Annotated in this window: 17 protein-coding genes and 1 pseudogene; 5 read left to right on the forward strand and 13 right to left on the reverse strand. The window is 52.0% G+C overall.

What is annotated here, in order from left to right:
- The 13 genes from ACWVCN_RS10870 to rpmH form a co-directional block, all read right to left on the reverse strand.
- Positions 1-360: F0F1 ATP synthase subunit delta (locus ACWVCN_RS10870; RefSeq protein WP_455245711.1), on the reverse strand; the 360-nt coding region annotated here is incomplete at its 3' end.
- A gap of 99 nt (positions 361-459) precedes the next feature.
- On the reverse strand, positions 460-1,548 hold the full coding sequence (gene mnmA / locus ACWVCN_RS10875; RefSeq protein ID WP_455245713.1) for a tRNA 2-thiouridine(34) synthase MnmA: 1,089 nt from the start codon (positions 1,546-1,548) through the stop codon (positions 460-462).
- Between the two features lie 90 nt (positions 1,549-1,638).
- Positions 1,639-2,037, reverse strand: a complete 399-nt coding sequence (locus ACWVCN_RS10880) for a bactofilin family protein (RefSeq protein WP_455245714.1) — start codon at positions 2,035-2,037, stop codon at positions 1,639-1,641.
- A gap of 83 nt (positions 2,038-2,120) precedes the next feature.
- Entirely contained in the window at positions 2,121-2,582 is a 462-nt protein-coding gene (locus ACWVCN_RS10885) for a bactofilin family protein (RefSeq protein WP_455245715.1), read from the reverse strand.
- A 202-nt stretch (positions 2,583-2,784) separates the two neighbouring features.
- Positions 2,785-3,633, reverse strand: coding sequence for a ParB/RepB/Spo0J family partition protein (locus ACWVCN_RS10890; protein ID WP_455245717.1), 849 nt, complete (start codon positions 3,631-3,633; stop codon positions 2,785-2,787).
- Positions 3,611-4,387, reverse strand: a complete 777-nt coding sequence (locus ACWVCN_RS10895) for a ParA family protein (RefSeq protein ID WP_455245718.1) — start codon at positions 4,385-4,387, stop codon at positions 3,611-3,613. The genes ACWVCN_RS10890 and ACWVCN_RS10895 overlap by 23 nt, the downstream gene beginning before the upstream one ends.
- Positions 4,388-4,450: 63 nt before the next feature.
- Entirely contained in the window at positions 4,451-5,089 is a 639-nt protein-coding gene (rsmG, locus tag ACWVCN_RS10900; protein WP_455245720.1) for a 16S rRNA (guanine(527)-N(7))-methyltransferase RsmG, read from the reverse strand.
- 79 nt (positions 5,090-5,168) lie between these two features.
- On the reverse strand, positions 5,169-7,067 hold the full coding sequence (gene mnmG, locus ACWVCN_RS10905; protein WP_455245721.1) for a tRNA uridine-5-carboxymethylaminomethyl(34) synthesis enzyme MnmG: 1,899 nt from the start codon (positions 7,065-7,067) through the stop codon (positions 5,169-5,171).
- A 2-nt stretch (positions 7,068-7,069) separates the two neighbouring features.
- Positions 7,070-8,485, reverse strand: coding sequence for a tRNA uridine-5-carboxymethylaminomethyl(34) synthesis GTPase MnmE (gene mnmE, locus ACWVCN_RS10910; protein ID WP_455245722.1), 1,416 nt, complete (start codon positions 8,483-8,485; stop codon positions 7,070-7,072).
- A 14-nt stretch (positions 8,486-8,499) separates the two neighbouring features.
- The gene (gene yidC, locus ACWVCN_RS10915; protein WP_455245724.1) at positions 8,500-10,179 is read right to left on the reverse strand and encodes a membrane protein insertase YidC; all 1,680 of its coding nucleotides are present in this window, start codon (positions 10,177-10,179) and stop codon (positions 8,500-8,502) included.
- A 1-nt stretch (position 10,180) separates the two neighbouring features.
- Complete coding sequence (gene yidD, locus ACWVCN_RS10920; protein WP_455245725.1) at positions 10,181-10,423, reverse strand: membrane protein insertion efficiency factor YidD; 243 nt, start codon at positions 10,421-10,423, stop codon at positions 10,181-10,183.
- A gap of 7 nt (positions 10,424-10,430) precedes the next feature.
- Positions 10,431-10,787 (reverse strand): ribonuclease P protein component, encoded by a 357-nt coding sequence (gene rnpA / locus ACWVCN_RS10925; protein ID WP_455245727.1) that lies wholly within the window; start codon positions 10,785-10,787, stop codon positions 10,431-10,433.
- Between the two features lie 169 nt (positions 10,788-10,956).
- Positions 10,957-11,094 carry a 50S ribosomal protein L34 gene (gene rpmH, locus ACWVCN_RS10930; RefSeq protein WP_087473496.1) on the reverse strand — a complete coding sequence of 46 codons (138 nt, stop codon included), beginning with the start codon at positions 11,092-11,094 and terminating at the stop codon, positions 10,957-10,959.
- Positions 11,095-11,518: 424 nt separating this feature from the next.
- Here rpmH and ACWVCN_RS10935 point away from each other — a divergent pair, with 424 nt between their 5' ends.
- From ACWVCN_RS10935 to ACWVCN_RS10955, 5 genes and pseudogenes are all read left to right on the forward strand, one after another.
- The gene (locus ACWVCN_RS10935; RefSeq protein WP_455245729.1) at positions 11,519-12,139 is read left to right on the forward strand and encodes a hypothetical protein; all 621 of its coding nucleotides are present in this window, start codon (positions 11,519-11,521) and stop codon (positions 12,137-12,139) included.
- A gap of 24 nt (positions 12,140-12,163) precedes the next feature.
- Entirely contained in the window at positions 12,164-13,312 is a 1,149-nt protein-coding gene (locus ACWVCN_RS10940) for a L,D-transpeptidase family protein (RefSeq protein WP_455245731.1), read from the forward strand.
- Positions 13,313-13,319: 7 nt separating this feature from the next.
- Positions 13,320-13,952 carry a L,D-transpeptidase gene (locus ACWVCN_RS10945; protein ID WP_455245733.1) on the forward strand — a complete coding sequence of 211 codons (633 nt, stop codon included), beginning with the start codon at positions 13,320-13,322 and terminating at the stop codon, positions 13,950-13,952.
- 27 nt (positions 13,953-13,979) lie between these two features.
- On the forward strand, positions 13,980-14,630 hold the full coding sequence (locus tag ACWVCN_RS10950) for a hypothetical protein (RefSeq protein WP_455245734.1): 651 nt from the start codon (positions 13,980-13,982) through the stop codon (positions 14,628-14,630).
- A 40-nt stretch (positions 14,631-14,670) separates the two neighbouring features.
- A pseudogene (locus ACWVCN_RS10955) lies at positions 14,671-15,373 on the forward strand (hypothetical protein); the annotation flags it as partial.

A 15,373-nucleotide genomic window follows, 5' to 3' on the forward strand; every position in this document is an offset into this window, starting at 1 on the left:
CGGGGGCAATTCGGTTGCGGACGAGACGGTGATCTGCTGAGTCCCCTTGGATTCGTCCACAAGTTGCCCGAAGGCTTCTGCGATCTCCGGCAAAAATCCCACTCGGTTTTTCTTGACAAGTTGCGCTAGGAACGCCTGCACAGTTGGTGTCCCGCCAAGACGATGGCTGAGTTCCGACAATACAGAAATCTTGTCTTCGACACCGAAGGCGGGTGAGGCTACAACGTGGCGGAGTGATGCTGAGTCCTTGATCGCTTGACCGAGGCCGTTGAGAGTACCCCGTATCGCTTCAATCTGTGTTTTATCAGCAAGCTCGAAGAGTGCTTGGGCGTAACGTCGCGCAACTGCTATTTTTATCACTGTCTTGGTCCACTCAGCATTATTTTAGACACACGAATTACCTTCGTGCAGAAGGCACGAAAAGCGGCGCGCAAAGTTAGCATTGGATGGTAGGGAGTGTCAATACGAGAAGGGTTGAATGATGCCTCCACCGAGCAGTTGCTCACCTCGATAAAATACAGCGGATTGTCCAGGACTGAGTGCCCTTTGCGCTGTTTTGAAATGAATACGGATCGTGTGAGAGTTTACGCGCTCAAGAGTGGCTGGTGAGGGTGGAGTTGCATATCGGATTTTTACCTCTACGTTGGAGGAATCAGTGACTAGGTCCTCGTTGAACAGGTTGAGATCCCGCACCTCGCAACTCCGGCGTAGGAGATCATCCTCCTTGCCAAGGACGACGATATTCGTCGCGGACTGAACTTGCTGGACATAGAGTCTTTCGCCAACAGCAATTCCAAGCCCCCTGCGTTGTCCGGGCGTATAAAAGGCGATCCCATCATGTCTGCCGAGGTGACGCCCTTGTGTATCGACAAACGCACCAGGCTTCTTCGCTTCCGGATATTCTGTTTCAATGAAGGTTCGGTAGTCGCCTTGGCTGACGAAGCAGATCTCTTGGCTTTCTTTTAGTTCATCCGCCGGGAGCTCGAGTAATTCAGCTTCTCTCCAGACATCCGCCTTATGCATACCTCCGACGGGAAAGAGCAGCCGGGGAAGCCATGCTGGGTTCATTCGGTAGAGGAAGTAGCTTTGATCCTTCTTAGGATCGACAGAGGTAAGAATTTGACAGCTCCCGCTGTCACTTCGAATACGGACATAATGGCCCGTCGCGACATATTGGATGCCCTTCGATTGTGCGAGATCCAGGAGCCCCTTTAGCTTGACCCGCTCGTTACAACGGACACAGGGGTTTGGAGTGGTGCCACCCGCATAACCTTCGAGAAAATCCTTGATGACTGCGTTGCGAAATCCGTCTCGGGTGTCGACAACTTCGTGAGGGATACCGAGTTGTTTGGCAACGAACTTTGCGATGCCCACCTTGCAACAACCGCGTTCCTGCCATTTCTTGGAAGCCGCGGCTGTTTCGTCTTCATGTTCCCAGACTTGGAGGGTCACGCCGTAGACGTCGTATCCTTGCTTTACCAGTAGCGAAGCGGCCACAGAACTATCAACGCCGCCGCTCATACCGAGAAGGACAGTGGGTTTACTCATAGAGGCGATATTGTACCGACGGACGGCCCAAAGGGCTAGAGCCCTTTGGGGATCATGGAGGGATTTCCTGATTATGGTGTTAAAGGGATTTTAGGAAGCGAGAGATACGGCCTGTGCCTCAATCGATGCTTGCAGACCCATGTCGCACATCCCCTGAAACTGCGACCCATCTTCGATGGCAATCGACGGAGTCCTGATGTCGCCAACTAAGACGCCGGGTTTGAGGATTTGTATCTTCTCAGCAGCAGTGATCGTCCCGGTGATCTTGCCGCTGTTCATCACCACACCGGCGGACACAACTCCTTTGATGGTTGCATGTTCACCGACTATCAAGGTCCCGGTCGTGTGGATTTCTCCTTCAACCCGTCCATCAACGCGGACGGTACCATCGAAGTTCACAACTCCTTTGAAGTCTACGTCCTTGGCCAGGAGAGTAAAGTTGTCGTAATCCGGCTCGCTCGACGTCACCTGTTCTTTGCGCGCCCACATATCACCCTCCTTCCTACCTAATCACATGCCCGCGATCTGTACTGACACCGCATCCGTATACGTATAAATAGCTAGGTACATTCCTACCCGTTAACCCTCTTGATACTAGGAGGCGCTGCTGCCCCTCCTACGGGTTGCAGCGTCGTTCCTTGTGCCATTTCACGGATTCCCTGGCTCATTTCGAGACCGCCGTTAAACAGGACGCCGTCTTCTATGGAGAGCACCGGCGACTTCATGCTGCCGTTGAACACCGCTGGCGATCTGAGCTTCACACGTTCTCGTGCAACAACATCCCCGGTGACTTTCCCCTTGCAGACGATCGTCCCCGCTGTCACCTTGGCTTGAATAACCGCTTCTTCTCCAATGAGTAGGACGCCGTCAGTGTGAATCTCTCCGTCGAGAAAGCCGTCGATCCTCACCGTCCCGCTATAAGATATGGTTCCTTTGAACTCTACTCCCTTGCCGACAAAGGCAATAATGTCATCCATGCCTTCACTGCCGGAGCGAGGTGCCTCTGCTCCGTTTTCTGGGTTTGATTCTGCCATTTGTTTCCCCTCTTGCTTTTCTTGCCCCCACATGTGCCTGCCTCCCCCCAACGAAAGGAAGATTGAACAACATCAAAAGAGTGCCGTTTAAACACGGCAGCACTTGCGCGATGAATAAAACAGTGCCATCGGTCAGGACAAATAGCAACAAATATGCCTTTTATCTCCTGACGAATTCTGAAGAAGAGGATGTGTAAGGAAATTACTGGAGAAGCGCCTCTAACAAGCCATCAAGTTCTGCTGGTGAGAAATAATGAAGGACAACCTTTCCTTCGCGCCGACCGTTGATGATAGTAACTTTAGTGCCGAAACGTTTCTGCAAACGTTCTTCAACATCAGAAAACGGCGACTGTTTGATCTCCCTCAAGCGCCGTTTCTTAACGATTACAGACGATTGGAGAACTTGCTCTGTCTCACGAACAGAAAGATTCTTCGCAATGACAAGTTGCGCGACTTTCACCTGTTCGTTTGGATTTGAGATGCCGAGAATGACCTTTGCGTGCCCTGTTGATAATTGATCAGTTTCAATTAGCTGTTGAACCTCGACCGGCAAGTTGAGTAATCGAACGATGTTGGCAATTGAAGATCGTTCACAGCCAACACGCTGCGCAATAACGTCCTGCGTCAGTCCAAATTCGTTCATCATTCGCTGATAAGCTCTTGCTGTTTCCATTGGATTTAGATCTTCTCGCTGAAGATTTTCGACCAGAGCGAGTAGAATAGATTCTTCATCACTGCAGTTTCGAATGACGGCTTGTATGGTTTCCAATCCTGCTTCACGGGCGGCTCTCCATCGCCGTTCACCGGAAATAAGTTCATACATTCCATCGCCTTTTCGACGAACGAGAACGGGCTGAAGCAGACCAGTTTGTTTCAGAGAAGCCGCAAGCTCGGCAAGTTCCTGGGAAGAAAATGTTTGCCGTGGTTGGTAGCGATTCGGGACGATCGCGTCGAGTCGAAGATGTTGTACCTCCGGAAGTTCCGGCATAGGAGCTGGCTTGGTTGTTGGCAACAGAGCTTCAAGTCCTCTACCGAGCGCCTTTTTCTCCATGGCTGATAAACTCCTTCGCTAGTGAAAGATACGATTGCGCACCGGTTGAGGCAACGTTGTACAACAATACGGGCCGGCCATAACTCGGGGCCTCTGCCAGCGTCACATTTCGCGGAATCATGGTCTGATAGACCAACTCTTTAAAGTGTCCACGAACCTGGTCAGCCACCTGGCGCGCCAACGTATTCCTCGCATCGTACATTGTCAAGACGATGCCTTCCATAGTAAGTCCAGGATTCAGTGATTGCTGGACACGGTCGACACTGTTGATCAAACGGCTTAGCCCTTCCATCGCATAGTATTCACATTGAACTGGAATGAGGACAGACCTTGCAGCAACCAGTGCGTTCACTGTCAATATTCCGAGAGCCGGAGGACAGTCTAGAAGAATAACGTCGAACAAATCCTCTACGCCCTTTAAGAAATGTCTTAATAATTTTTCACGCTCTTCCACATTGACAAGCTCTATCTCCGCACCGGCCAAGTCAGCATTTGCTGGCAAAAGCGACAATCCGCTGACCTCTGTCTGCCGAACGGCATCTTCGAATTTTACATAATTAATCAGACAGTTATACACGGTTACTTGTAAAGAACGTGGATCCACGCCCACGCCACTTGTGGCATTTCCCTGAGGGTCCATATCTACGAGAAGAACCCTCTTGCCTTGCAAGGCTACGCCTGCCGCAAGGTTTACTGAAGTTGTGGTCTTTCCAACACCACCCTTTTGATTTGCTATAGCAACTATTCGCGCCACTATTTACCCAGAATTAGCTAGAAGTAAGAGCAATGTTCCACGTGGAACATCTTCATCTCGAGTCTAGGCAGCTGTTGATCGAGACAATTCGATAATCACCCGTTCACCATGATGCATCGGCAATGAAAAATGCCTTTCCCTTTGTTTATGGAAAACGCCCTCCTTCGTGAGCGATTCAAAGGTGTCCGCTTTAAAGAGATAGACCCTGCCTGTATCTTTCAGAGCTGCTGCCGCAGATTCTTCAACATCTTCGAATCTGATGGCCCTAGCCGTCATAATATCGGCGCGATCCGATAATGTTGCCCGTCCTGCATACTGCTGGAGCGTACCAACAAAAACGGATATATCATCAAGCTTAAGAAGACCGATGATTGTTTGAAGGAACGAGCATTTCTTTCTTATAGGCTCCACGAGGGTTACCCTGATGTCCTTCCGAAGGATTTTTATTGGAATGCCAGGAAACCCAGCTCCTGCGCCTATATCTATGAGAAATGTGTTCTGTGGAATATCAAATTTTGCCAAGAGGGCTAATGAGTCTACGAAGTGTTTAATGATCACCTCTCGATGGTCTGTCACACTCGTTAAATTCGTAACTTCGTTCCATTGGATCAGCTTGGCAAGGTACTGTATGAATTGCTCAACCTGGTGCTCGACGAGACTTAATCCCAATTCAGAGACGGAATGAACAAGAAATTCACGCAACGATTGCTCATGTTCCACGTGGAACAATTACGTGAAATAAAAATTTAGGTCAAGGCTTCTCTTGGCTACTCCAGTGGTATCAATCAAAATGAGCCTGGCTCCTGGATAGATCTCTTTCGTATTTCATTTTTTGGACGGATACCAGAAGGAGTGAAAGAGCAGCCGGTGTAACGCCGGAAATCCGAGAAGCCTGGCCGATCGAAGCAGGGCGTACCTTCTTGAGTTTCTCGCGGACTTCTGCCGAAAATCCTAAAACATCGTCATAGGGAAAATCGTCAGGTATCAGTCTTGTCTCAAATTTTTTGAATCTCCCTACTTGCTGTAGCTGACGCTTTATGTACCCTGAGTACTTGATTTGTATTTCTATTTCTTCAATAATTTCATCATCTTGCGTTGCATGCATACCAAGACCTCTTAACAGCTTTTCATAGGTCACGCCCTGACGCCGCAATAGTTGACCAACCGTACAGGGCCCTGAAACATCATCAATATTAGCTCCAACGAGCTTAGCTCTCACTTCATCTGTAAGCTTTGGCCTCATCTCCTCAAGTCGTTCAACCTCTTGATTTATATAGTCTTTCTTCTGCACGAACTTACGATAGACCTCGTCTGGTATGAGTCCGATTTGACGTCCGGCATCCATAAGCCTGAGGTCCGCATTGCCATGGCGTAACAGGAGACGGTACTCCGCTCGAGAAGTGAACATGCGGTATGGCTCTCGCGCGTCCTTGGTGATGAGATCGTCGATGAGCACACCAATGTACGCCTGTGAACGATCAAGTAGCAGCGGCTGGCGGTTTTGCAGCTTGAGCACAGCGTTGATACCGGCCATGAGGCCTTGCGCCGCCGCTTCCTCGTATCCTGATGTCCCATTGATCTGTCCTGCGTGATAGAGACCTTCGACTAATTTCGTTTCCAGCGTGGGATGAAGCTGTCTCGGAGGAAAGTAATCGTATTCGATCGCATAACCAGGTTTGAGCATACGAGCCCGCTCTAAGCCCGGAATTGTTTTTAACAAATCCGCCTGCACATCTACGGGAAGACTGGTGGATATTCCGTTCGGATAGAACTCGACCGTATCGAGACCTTCCGGCTCGACAAAAATCTGATGCCGCTGTTTCTCAGCGAATCGTACGACTTTGTCTTCGATAGACGGGCAATATCTCGGGCCAGTCGATTCAATCACTCCGCTGTACAATGGCGATCGATCAAGATTGTCGCGGATGATATCGTGCGTCTTCTGATTGGTATGGGTCAAATAACAATCCCGTTGCGGAACCGTGATGCGATCCGTTCTGTACGAGAATGGTGGAGGAGGATCGTCACCAGGCTGTGTGCTCATAACGGAAAAGTTGATCGTATCTCGGTCTAGCCGAGGAGGAGTCCCTGTTTTCAGCCGGCCGACTTCGAACCCCAAGTCGCGCATGCAGTCCGACAGATGCTCGGCCGAGGCTTCTCCTGCCCGGCCGGCCGGGAAACGGTTCAGGCCGATATGGATAAGTCCCTTAAGGAATGTACCTGATGTCAGAATGACGGCTCTCGCCGCAATCTGATCGCCCTCATTCGTGACAATACCGGTTACCCGACCGGATTTGATGAGGAGTCGGTCTACTGTGCCCTGAGCGATCGTCAGGCTCGATTGGCCTTCAATCGTCGCTCTCATAGCCTCTCGGTAAAGGCCTTTGTCGCATTGTGCTCGAAGCGCACGAACAGCAGGACCCTTGCTGGTGTTGATAAAGCGGAACTGAATGCCGGCCCGGTCCGTGTTGCGCGCCATTTCCCCGCCAAGGGCGTCTATTTCCTTTACTAGATGACCTTTTGCAATCCCACCAATGGCAGGATTGCAGGACATCTGAGCCACCCGGGCGACATCCATCGTCAGCAAAAGGGTACGCGCTCCCATCCGTGCCGCTGCCAGGCAGGCCTCACAGCCTGCATGACCTCCGCCAACGACAATGACGTCATATGCATTTGTCATTATTACTTCCCGATACAGAATTCGGAGAAAATCTTATCTAAAACTTCGTCCGTCGTGATTTCCCCCGTGATCTCGCCCAATGCATCGGCCGCCGCTCGGACATCGAGCGCCACAAGTTCACAAGCCGCACCTGCCTCGCAAGATTCCGACGCCTGACGTAAGGAGTCTCCCGCGCGTATGAGTGCTGTCTGATGTCGGACATTGGTCACCATGACACCGTCCCTTGGCTCGCCCCCAGGGCCCACTAGTTGCACTCGAATCGCTTCCTTTAAATCCGCAATCCCCTCACCAGTCCTCGCCGAGATCGTCACACAGTTCGCCTCCATCCCCACCATTGCCGGTGAGATTTGGATGTCCAGATCGGCCTTATTAATCACAACAATGTGCTTCGAACCCTGGGCCCCCTCAATCAATGCATCATCATCACGTGACAGCGGAACGCTTCCATCAACCACTACCAATTGCAGATCTGCCTCCGACTGTGCCGCACGGGACCGCCTTATACCTTCAAGCTCAATCGCGTCTCCGGTATCACGTATCCCGGCGGTATCGACAACGTGTGCCCTCAGACCTCCGAGGCTCAGGGACTCTTCGATGGAATCTCTTGTCGTCCCCGGAAACTCCGTCACTATGGCGCGATCTTCCCCCAACAACCGATTCAACAGACTCGATTTACCCACGTTTGGCCGACCTACAATGACAACGCGGGCTCCGTCGCGCAATAGTCGACCCTCCCTCGCCGTAGCTTGCAGCCTTTGCACCATGGCGCCCACCTCAGCAATGACACGTTTCAGCTCCGCTGGAGGCATGAACGCTATATCTTCTTCAATGAAATCGATCCCGGCTTCTAGGTGCGATAAAAGGGAAAGGAGCGCCTGCCTGGCAGCACCAACTTCCTTCGCCAATTCTCCACGGAGTTGACGCTGGGCTACCGTAAGTCCGGCAAGTGATTTCGCTCGAATCGTATCGAGTACGGCCTCAGCTTGTGATAAATCAAGTCTTCCGTTAAGAAAGGCCCGCTTCGTGAACTCACCCGGTTCCGCAAGCCTCGCCCCCGCTCCAACACAGGCACGGCAGAGAGACGAGAGGATCAAGCCGCCTCCGTGCGAATGAATTTCAACAACGTCTTCGCCGGTAAAAGATCGCGGCGCCTTCATGTACACGACGAGTCCTTCGTCGATAATCGGTGATACCTTGATGCGACCAGAATTCTCTCTGGCCCAGGAGGGTGGAATACACAGGTCCGCAAGGTGCAGCGTATGAGTCGCGAGCGAATGAAGTGGTAACCTCGTTCTCAGTTTTACCACGGTCTCGGCGACAGCAAGCGACTGAGGCCCACTGAGCCTGACAATCCCGATCCCACCTTCACCAACAGGAGTTGCGATCGCGCAGATCGTATCCTCAAGTGCACCGCGCACCGTCGCCTCAATCGTTATTTACTCGCTTCCGGCACCAATGGTTTATGCGCAAAGATCAGACGATCCGTCACAAGCTGCTGGACGATTTGCAACGTGTTGTTCGTGAGCCAATACAGGACGAGCCCGGCTGGAAAGTTGATGAAGAGGAACGTCATAAAGACGGGAAGGATCAACATCATCTTCGCCTGTGTCGGATCCATCGTCGTCGGTTGGATTTTCTGCGTGATCACCATTGTCGCGCCCATGACGACTGGAAGAATGTAGTACGGATCCTGGACCGATAGGTCCGTAATCCATCCTATAAACGGGGCCTGCCGGAGATCGATTGTCATGTAGAGGATGTTGAACAGCGCGACAAACACCGGCATCTGCAGAATCATCGGCAGGCAGCCCCCGACGGGATTTACCTTGTGGTCGCGGTATAACTTAATCAATTCTTTGTTCAACTTATCCCGGTCGTCCTTGAATTTCTCCTGGAGTCCCTGCACCTTCGGTTGAATCGCTTGCATTTGCTTCATGGATTTGTAGCTCTTGTACTGCAACGGAACAAAAAGCATCTTGATGCCCATGGTCAAAAGGATAATCGTCACACCATAATTATGCGTGTACTCGTTGATGAAACGAAGCACGTAGAATAAGGGCTTCGCAACAGCTTTCACGACGCTCCAACTGCCGAAGATGAACCACCCGAAATCGATGGTTTCCTCCAACCCCACGTTTAAAGACCGCAGGGTATCGTATTCCTTGGGACCTGCATATAACTGCAGCACACTCGTGGCCCCACTTCCTACCGGCGCCATTCTGACGCTAGAGGAAACCAACTTCTCCCCCTCCTTTTTGACCAGTGCAGCAGTCCCCTCCTGCGGCATCAGGACGGAGAGGAAGTACTTATCCTGCAGGGCTACCCACTGCACGACGCCTTTCCGTTCCAGTTCAGTGTCTGGCGTTTCCTTCTCGACCTGGCCATCTACTCGCAACGCTGATCCAATGAGGCCAATGAAACCGTCTCCCCATTCCACAATTCCGAAATTAGTACCCAGCACTATCTCGTAGGGATCGGACAAACCTTCCGCGGTGATGGCGACATCAACGAGGTAGCTGTCGTGGCGGAAGATCAGTTTCTTTTCCAGTTTAAGACCCGCTGCTGGATCTTCAAATCGCAGTACGACGTGGCCGACCGGTTGTCCCGCGTCCAGTACAGAAAAATCTTTCTCTACCGTAAACAGACCTTCGTTCAATGCTTTTTCAAGAGACGCGTTCGATGTCACAACGGACAAGGGCCCTTTGAATTTAGCCCCCTGATACACCAATTGGACCGGCTTTCGGTCAGTCGGTGACGTCTCATATTGCTTCAATTCCCAGCTGGAGATCACGCCACCCTTCGCCGCAATCCCAACTCGCACGAGATCCGTTTCAATGGTCACGATTTGATCAACAGCCGGAGCCGACGATCCTGAAGAACCTGCCGATGGGCTCTCCTTGGTCTGCACAATGTCCGGGGAGGCGCCAGAAGCAGACTCATCCGGAGCCTTGTGTGCAGATTCGGCGACGATCTTTGACTCAGGAGCTGCCTGCGTCAAACCTTCTTGGACAGGAGTGGTAGGTGGAAGCACGCCCAATTGCTTGAGCAGAAAGTCGTAACCAAGGATAACCGCAAGGGAGAGAACAAGAAAAATGACGACGCGCTTTTCCATGTCAACGTGCAACCTTTTGAAAAATTGAATCTTTCTTTTCGACAGGGTCGAACCCGCCTGGATGAAAAGGATGACACTTTAGCAAGCGAAGGATCGAGAGGCCAACTCCCCGCAGGACCCCGAACCGGCTAATGGCCAGGGCGGCATACTCAGAACACGATGGCTCAAAACGGCAGGCCTGCCCCAGGAAGGGGGAAATACAGTACCGGTACCATGCGATGAGGGTTAGGCAGATTGTCTTCACAACTTCCTTAATGGGAACGGATCAACCCTTGCCGGCGGAAGGTATTCATCCACGCTCTTTTCAATTCTTCGAAAGACACATCCAATGCATCTCTTTTCGGAAATATCAGTACGTCGTGACCGGAAACCAGTTCCGTCTGTACCTGCCTTGTTAGCTCGCGAAACAGCCGCTTGGCGCGATTTCTACGGACCGCGATTCCAAACCGTTTTCCCACCACAATACCGACACGGCTGCCTCTTCTGTCTATCTCGCACACCAGCATGTTAAACAAAACCGTCGAAATACGGCGGCCATGTTGTTTAACGTATTCGATGTCACGACTGGCACGAAGAAAGATAGACCGCTCTGCTCCGCCGTGAGACATGACTCGACTCGTTCTATGAAATTACAGCAAGGGGCGCCCTGCCGATCAACCCCTACACCTCGGGCACGGCCTTGAACCCTCATCATCATGCTATAAGAGGAACATCCCTGCGTGGAAAATACGAGGGGGCAAGAGTTCTTGCGAACGAGTCTGGTATCGCGAGTGAAGCCTAGACCGTCAACCGAGCCCTGCCCTTAGCCCGCCGGCGTGCCAGGACCCTTCGACCGTTCTTTGTGCTCATGCGCTTGCGGAAGCCATGCTCGCGTTTTTTCTTGAGATTCGATGGCTGTTGGAATGTAAAAGACATTCAATCACCCCTTCTGAGAAATTCCTAAATTAAGCGTTGCATTATAGGGGGCAGTCTACCCCCTGTCAAACCAAGGAACAGAAAGTCCGCTAGGCTTCATTGAGATTTCCATTCCCACTTTTCATCGAGGACTAAAGGCAAATTGATGCCTTTCTAACGTATTGAAAAGCCAATATCTTGAGGCGTTTTTGCTGCTCAAAGTGGTTGAGCGTGCACTACACTGCCTCAGAGCCAGTTCAATAGAGCAACTGGAGAGCAAATGGAATACTCTCTAACCCATTGATGTAGCAAGCTATTATGGTCATTGATCAAGCATGAGACAGGCTGGCAGCAATTTTGCTGCTTTCAGTCCGAATGCCATTAACTTTGGCATTACAGTCAGACTGTCTGGGTCAATGTGGCACACATTTGGAGGAGGTCCGCCATGAAAACTCTCACATCACTGCTCCCAGTGCTCTGCATCATGGTTATGGCCGCTGGTTGTACGCAACCTCCTTCCGAGCAAATCACGGCGGCCGAGCAGGCCGTGAAAGACGCTGAACAGAGCGGTGCTGGTACCTATTTGCCGGAAGATTTCGCCAAGGTTGAAGGAATTCTTGCGGCAATGAAGAAAGAAGTAGCGGACCAAGATGGAAAATTTTCCTTGCTGCGCGATTACGGTAGGGCCGAGCAGTTGGCTGCCGATGCAAAAGCCGAGGCTGAACGAGTGAAGACAGAATCTATGAAAAAGATGGAAGAAGCCAAATTTGCAGCCACCCAAGCCCACAAGACGGCGCAGGATACGATCAAATCCACCCTCGAGTTGGTTGCACGCGCGCCTGCTGGGAAGGATCGTGCCGCGTTGGAATCGATCAAGACTGATGTGGAGACACTCAAAGCCTCCCTCAACGATGTCCAAATGATGATTGACAGGTCGGACTACTTGGAAGCGCAGACAAAAGCGAAGGCCATTCAGGAAAAGGGACAGGCCATCTCGCAGGAGATCGAATCCGCCCTCGCAAAGATCGGCAAAGGGAAAACCGCTCCCGGGTCGAAGAAAAAGTAAACCGAGCATCGATAAAGAGCCTTCATGCCCCGATCTTTTTCACAGATGAAACGGCTTGGACTCTGGTTGGGCACCCTGGCTTTCACAGGTTTCCTGGCCGGCTGCACCCAGACCATTCCAAAAGAACTTATCGAGGCTGTCGAGTCCATCGATCAGAACTTAACACAACTTCGGGCTGCGGAATTCGCCCCGAAGGAATACGCCAGCTTTGCGACACGGTTAATGACTCTGCGCGTTAGAGCCGAGGTAGAGGAGGACATCATCCATTGGCCCTGGGAATCCAACGAACTCGAACTCGCCCTCCGTCAATTGAAAGAAGAAGGGACTCTGACACTCGAGCGTCTCACTGAGCGTCAAGAACGTCTCCGTCGTGCTGCTGAACAACGTCTCACTTTTGTCGAGGAACGAGCCATGCTGATCAACGGACAAGTCGACGCCATTGAAGGACGGTTGGTGCTCGAAGGAAAACCGGTTGAGGCAGACCTCCTCATCAAGCAAGCCAGAGCCTTTTACGATCAAGGGTATTATGAACAATCTCTCGATGCGTCGGATCGCGCAATTCTCAATCTTGAGGCGCAGGCCGTCGCTCTCAATCGGGAATTAGGGCGATATGCAAGTCGAGACCGGATCAACCATTGGCGGCACATGGCCAAACAGACGATTGATTGGTCAAAACAGCACCATGCTTCAGCCATCGTCGTCAGTAAGGCGGAGCGAACTATCACCCTCTACAGCGACGGGAAGAAGGTCTTATCATACCCTGTGAAGTTGGGCTTCAACGGCATCAGAGAGAAACGCTTTCAAGGTGACGGTGCGACTCCCGAAGGCCGGTATCACGTAAGCGAAAAACGCGGTCAAGGGCAGACCCAATTTTACCGGGCGCTCGCCTTGAACTATCCTAATCAGGAAGATCAGAAAAGGTTTTCGCGGGAAAGAAGGGCCGGCCATATCCCGACACGGCGAAGTATCGGCGGTCAGATCGAGATTCATGGAGTCGAAAGCGAGTTGATGGCTCAGACTCTCGGCTGCATCATGTTGGAGAATCCTCATATGGCTGCCCTTTTCAATCGAGTTAGGAAGGGCACACCTGTTACGATAGTCGGGACGCTTAACGAACAGAATGCTGTGGCGCTGGCACTGGCCAAACTTGCTACGCTTCAGGATGAATCCTGAGCCATTTATGTATCGAGCGGCGCTTTCTCTTTCCCTCACCTTGGCAAGCCTGGTCCTCTTGATATTGGTTCACAGTAGCAGCCTGTCTGTAACCAACGCCTCGATCACCCAGCCGGCCGCCGTTGATCCCGCCGTACTCCGGTCGTTGAAAGTAAGATACCGTTCGCTTACCAAGCAATTGGCACACCTCAGGCCTTCGCAGCCATACATTGTGGTCGATACCGCAAGAAACCATTTGTATGTAAAACAGCGGGATGCGGTCGTCCTGGACGCCATCGCCTCGACTGGAAGCGGCACAATGCTAGACAAGCCGGGAGAGGCAAAGGGACAGTGGATCTTCGATACACCACGCGGAGAGTTTGCCGTTCAATCCAAGTTGGTCAATCCCGTATGGGTCAAGCCGGATTGGGCCTTCATTGAAGAGGGGCGTGACATTCCTACGAGCGACCTAGAGCGCGTCGAGTCTGGCGTATTGGGAGAATACGCGCTCGGGTTCGGAAAAGGTTATTTCATCCACGGCACACTCTACACCCGCTTACTAGGCAAGAATGTCACGCATGGCTGCATCAGACTCAATGATGAAGACCTCAAAACCGTCTACAATCTTGCTAAAGTCGGCACTCCGATTATGATTTTCTGAACTGCACCCCCTCAGACGCAGCCAACCATGCAGATTCTCCTCGCCCTCGCTATCGTCCTCCTCTCCTTTCCTTCCCCAACATGGGCAGCAGAATCCGAGGTCCTTTCCGTTCCAGATTCTGACAACCCCGAAGCTCTGCGAGATGCGATACGTCTCCTTGGGGACGAGATCAAACTAGCCAACCGTCCGCAAACGTACGTCATCGTCGATCTCGCCGAAAGCGTCCTGCTGGTCAAAGCAAGAGGAATCGAGCTTCATCGTTTTGCAATTAATCGGTGGTCTGTGCTTGGTTCGGGAGGACCGACCGGACCATATCGTCTATTGGAACGACCGCCGATTGCACGACGTAAGATCGACCCGGGTCAAGGAGCAGAACAAGTCCCTATATCGCTTGAGGACATGCCGACGGAATTTGTTTTGCGCTTCTCCCCCCCCATGCGACTTGTCATCCGGGGATCATCCGATAACTTTTGGGAACCTTTTGCGTTCAAAGGGCGTGAATGGTGGACATTGATCAAGGGATACGCCCATACCATCATGACGGGTGACACGGAAGCGGACGGGCTCACGATCAATCTCGTCTTTACCCCCAACCAGGCTCAATCAATTGCCTGGGCCGCTACAGAGGGGATGCCTTTCCTTCTCCGACTGGGATCCTCGGACTCATCGAGTCGATAGGTTTGCGTTTTCTCCATCGCCTACCTAAGATAGAAATGATATGGTCACCGCTGCCTCGCTCACAGGAGCATCCGCTCAAGCAGTTTCTTCGTCGAAAACCCTTCTTGAAGAGTCTCGTATCGTCGATCGGCTCTGGGCGAGGGACTATCGCCTCTGGAGCCCTGAACCTACCGAAATCACCAACCGACTAGGCTGGCTGACGGTGCTCGGCGAGATGCGAGCGCAGGTTCCCTCTCTCATCACTTTTGCCAAATCAATTCGGGATCGCGGCATCACTAATGTCGTGCTGCTTGGAATGGGAGGCAGCAGCCTTGGCCCGGAAGTACTTAGTGCCTCGTTCGGATCTTTTTCAGGATGCCCGAGACTTTGGGTACTCGACTCGACTGTGCCGGGCTGGGTGCTGAAGGTGACGAAGTCCATCGAGCCGGGCAAGACGTTATTCATCGTCGCCAGCAAGTCCGGCGGAACGATCGAAGTCATGTCGCTACTCGCACACTTTTGGGAACATACCCAGCGAGTACGAGGATCTCGTGCGGGCGAACACTTCGTCGCGATCACAGATCCTTCGACCAGTCTGGAAAAACTCGCGGCTGAACGCCAATTTTGGCGAATCTTCACAAACCAACCCGACATCGGCGGACGGTACTCAGTTCTTTCCTATTTTGGCTTGGTGCCAGCCGCACTGCTGGGAATCGATATTGACAGATTACTGGACCGGGCGGAGACGATGGCCGAACGTTGCC

The sequence above is a fragment of the Petrachloros mirabilis genome, from assembly GCF_975968855.1.

Coding starts and splice junctions, on each gene's coding strand:
- ACWVCN_RS10880 (WP_455245714.1), bottom strand. CDS start 2,037: ATGTGGGCGCGCAAAGAACAGGTGACGTCGAGCGAGCCGGATTACGAC.
- ACWVCN_RS10945 (WP_455245733.1), top strand. CDS start 13,320: ATGTATCGAGCGGCGCTTTCTCTTTCCCTCACCTTGGCAAGCCTGGTC.
- rnpA (WP_455245727.1), bottom strand. CDS start 10,787: ATGTCTCACGGCGGAGCAGAGCGGTCTATCTTTCTTCGTGCCAGTCGT.
- mnmG (WP_455245721.1), bottom strand. CDS start 7,067: ATGACAAATGCATATGACGTCATTGTCGTTGGCGGAGGTCATGCAGGC.
- mnmA (WP_455245713.1), bottom strand. CDS start 1,548: ATGAGTAAACCCACTGTCCTTCTCGGTATGAGCGGCGGCGTTGATAGT.
- ACWVCN_RS10940 (WP_455245731.1), top strand. CDS start 12,164: ATGCCCCGATCTTTTTCACAGATGAAACGGCTTGGACTCTGGTTGGGC.
- ACWVCN_RS10935 (WP_455245729.1), top strand. CDS start 11,519: ATGAAAACTCTCACATCACTGCTCCCAGTGCTCTGCATCATGGTTATG.
- ACWVCN_RS10885 (WP_455245715.1), bottom strand. CDS start 2,582: ATGGCAGAATCAAACCCAGAAAACGGAGCAGAGGCACCTCGCTCCGGC.
- ACWVCN_RS10890 (WP_455245717.1), bottom strand. CDS start 3,633: ATGGAGAAAAAGGCGCTCGGTAGAGGACTTGAAGCTCTGTTGCCAACA.
- rpmH (WP_087473496.1), bottom strand. CDS start 11,094: ATGTCTTTTACATTCCAACAGCCATCGAATCTCAAGAAAAAACGCGAG.
- yidC (WP_455245724.1), bottom strand. CDS start 10,179: ATGGAAAAGCGCGTCGTCATTTTTCTTGTTCTCTCCCTTGCGGTTATC.
- ACWVCN_RS10950 (WP_455245734.1), top strand. CDS start 13,980: ATGCAGATTCTCCTCGCCCTCGCTATCGTCCTCCTCTCCTTTCCTTCC.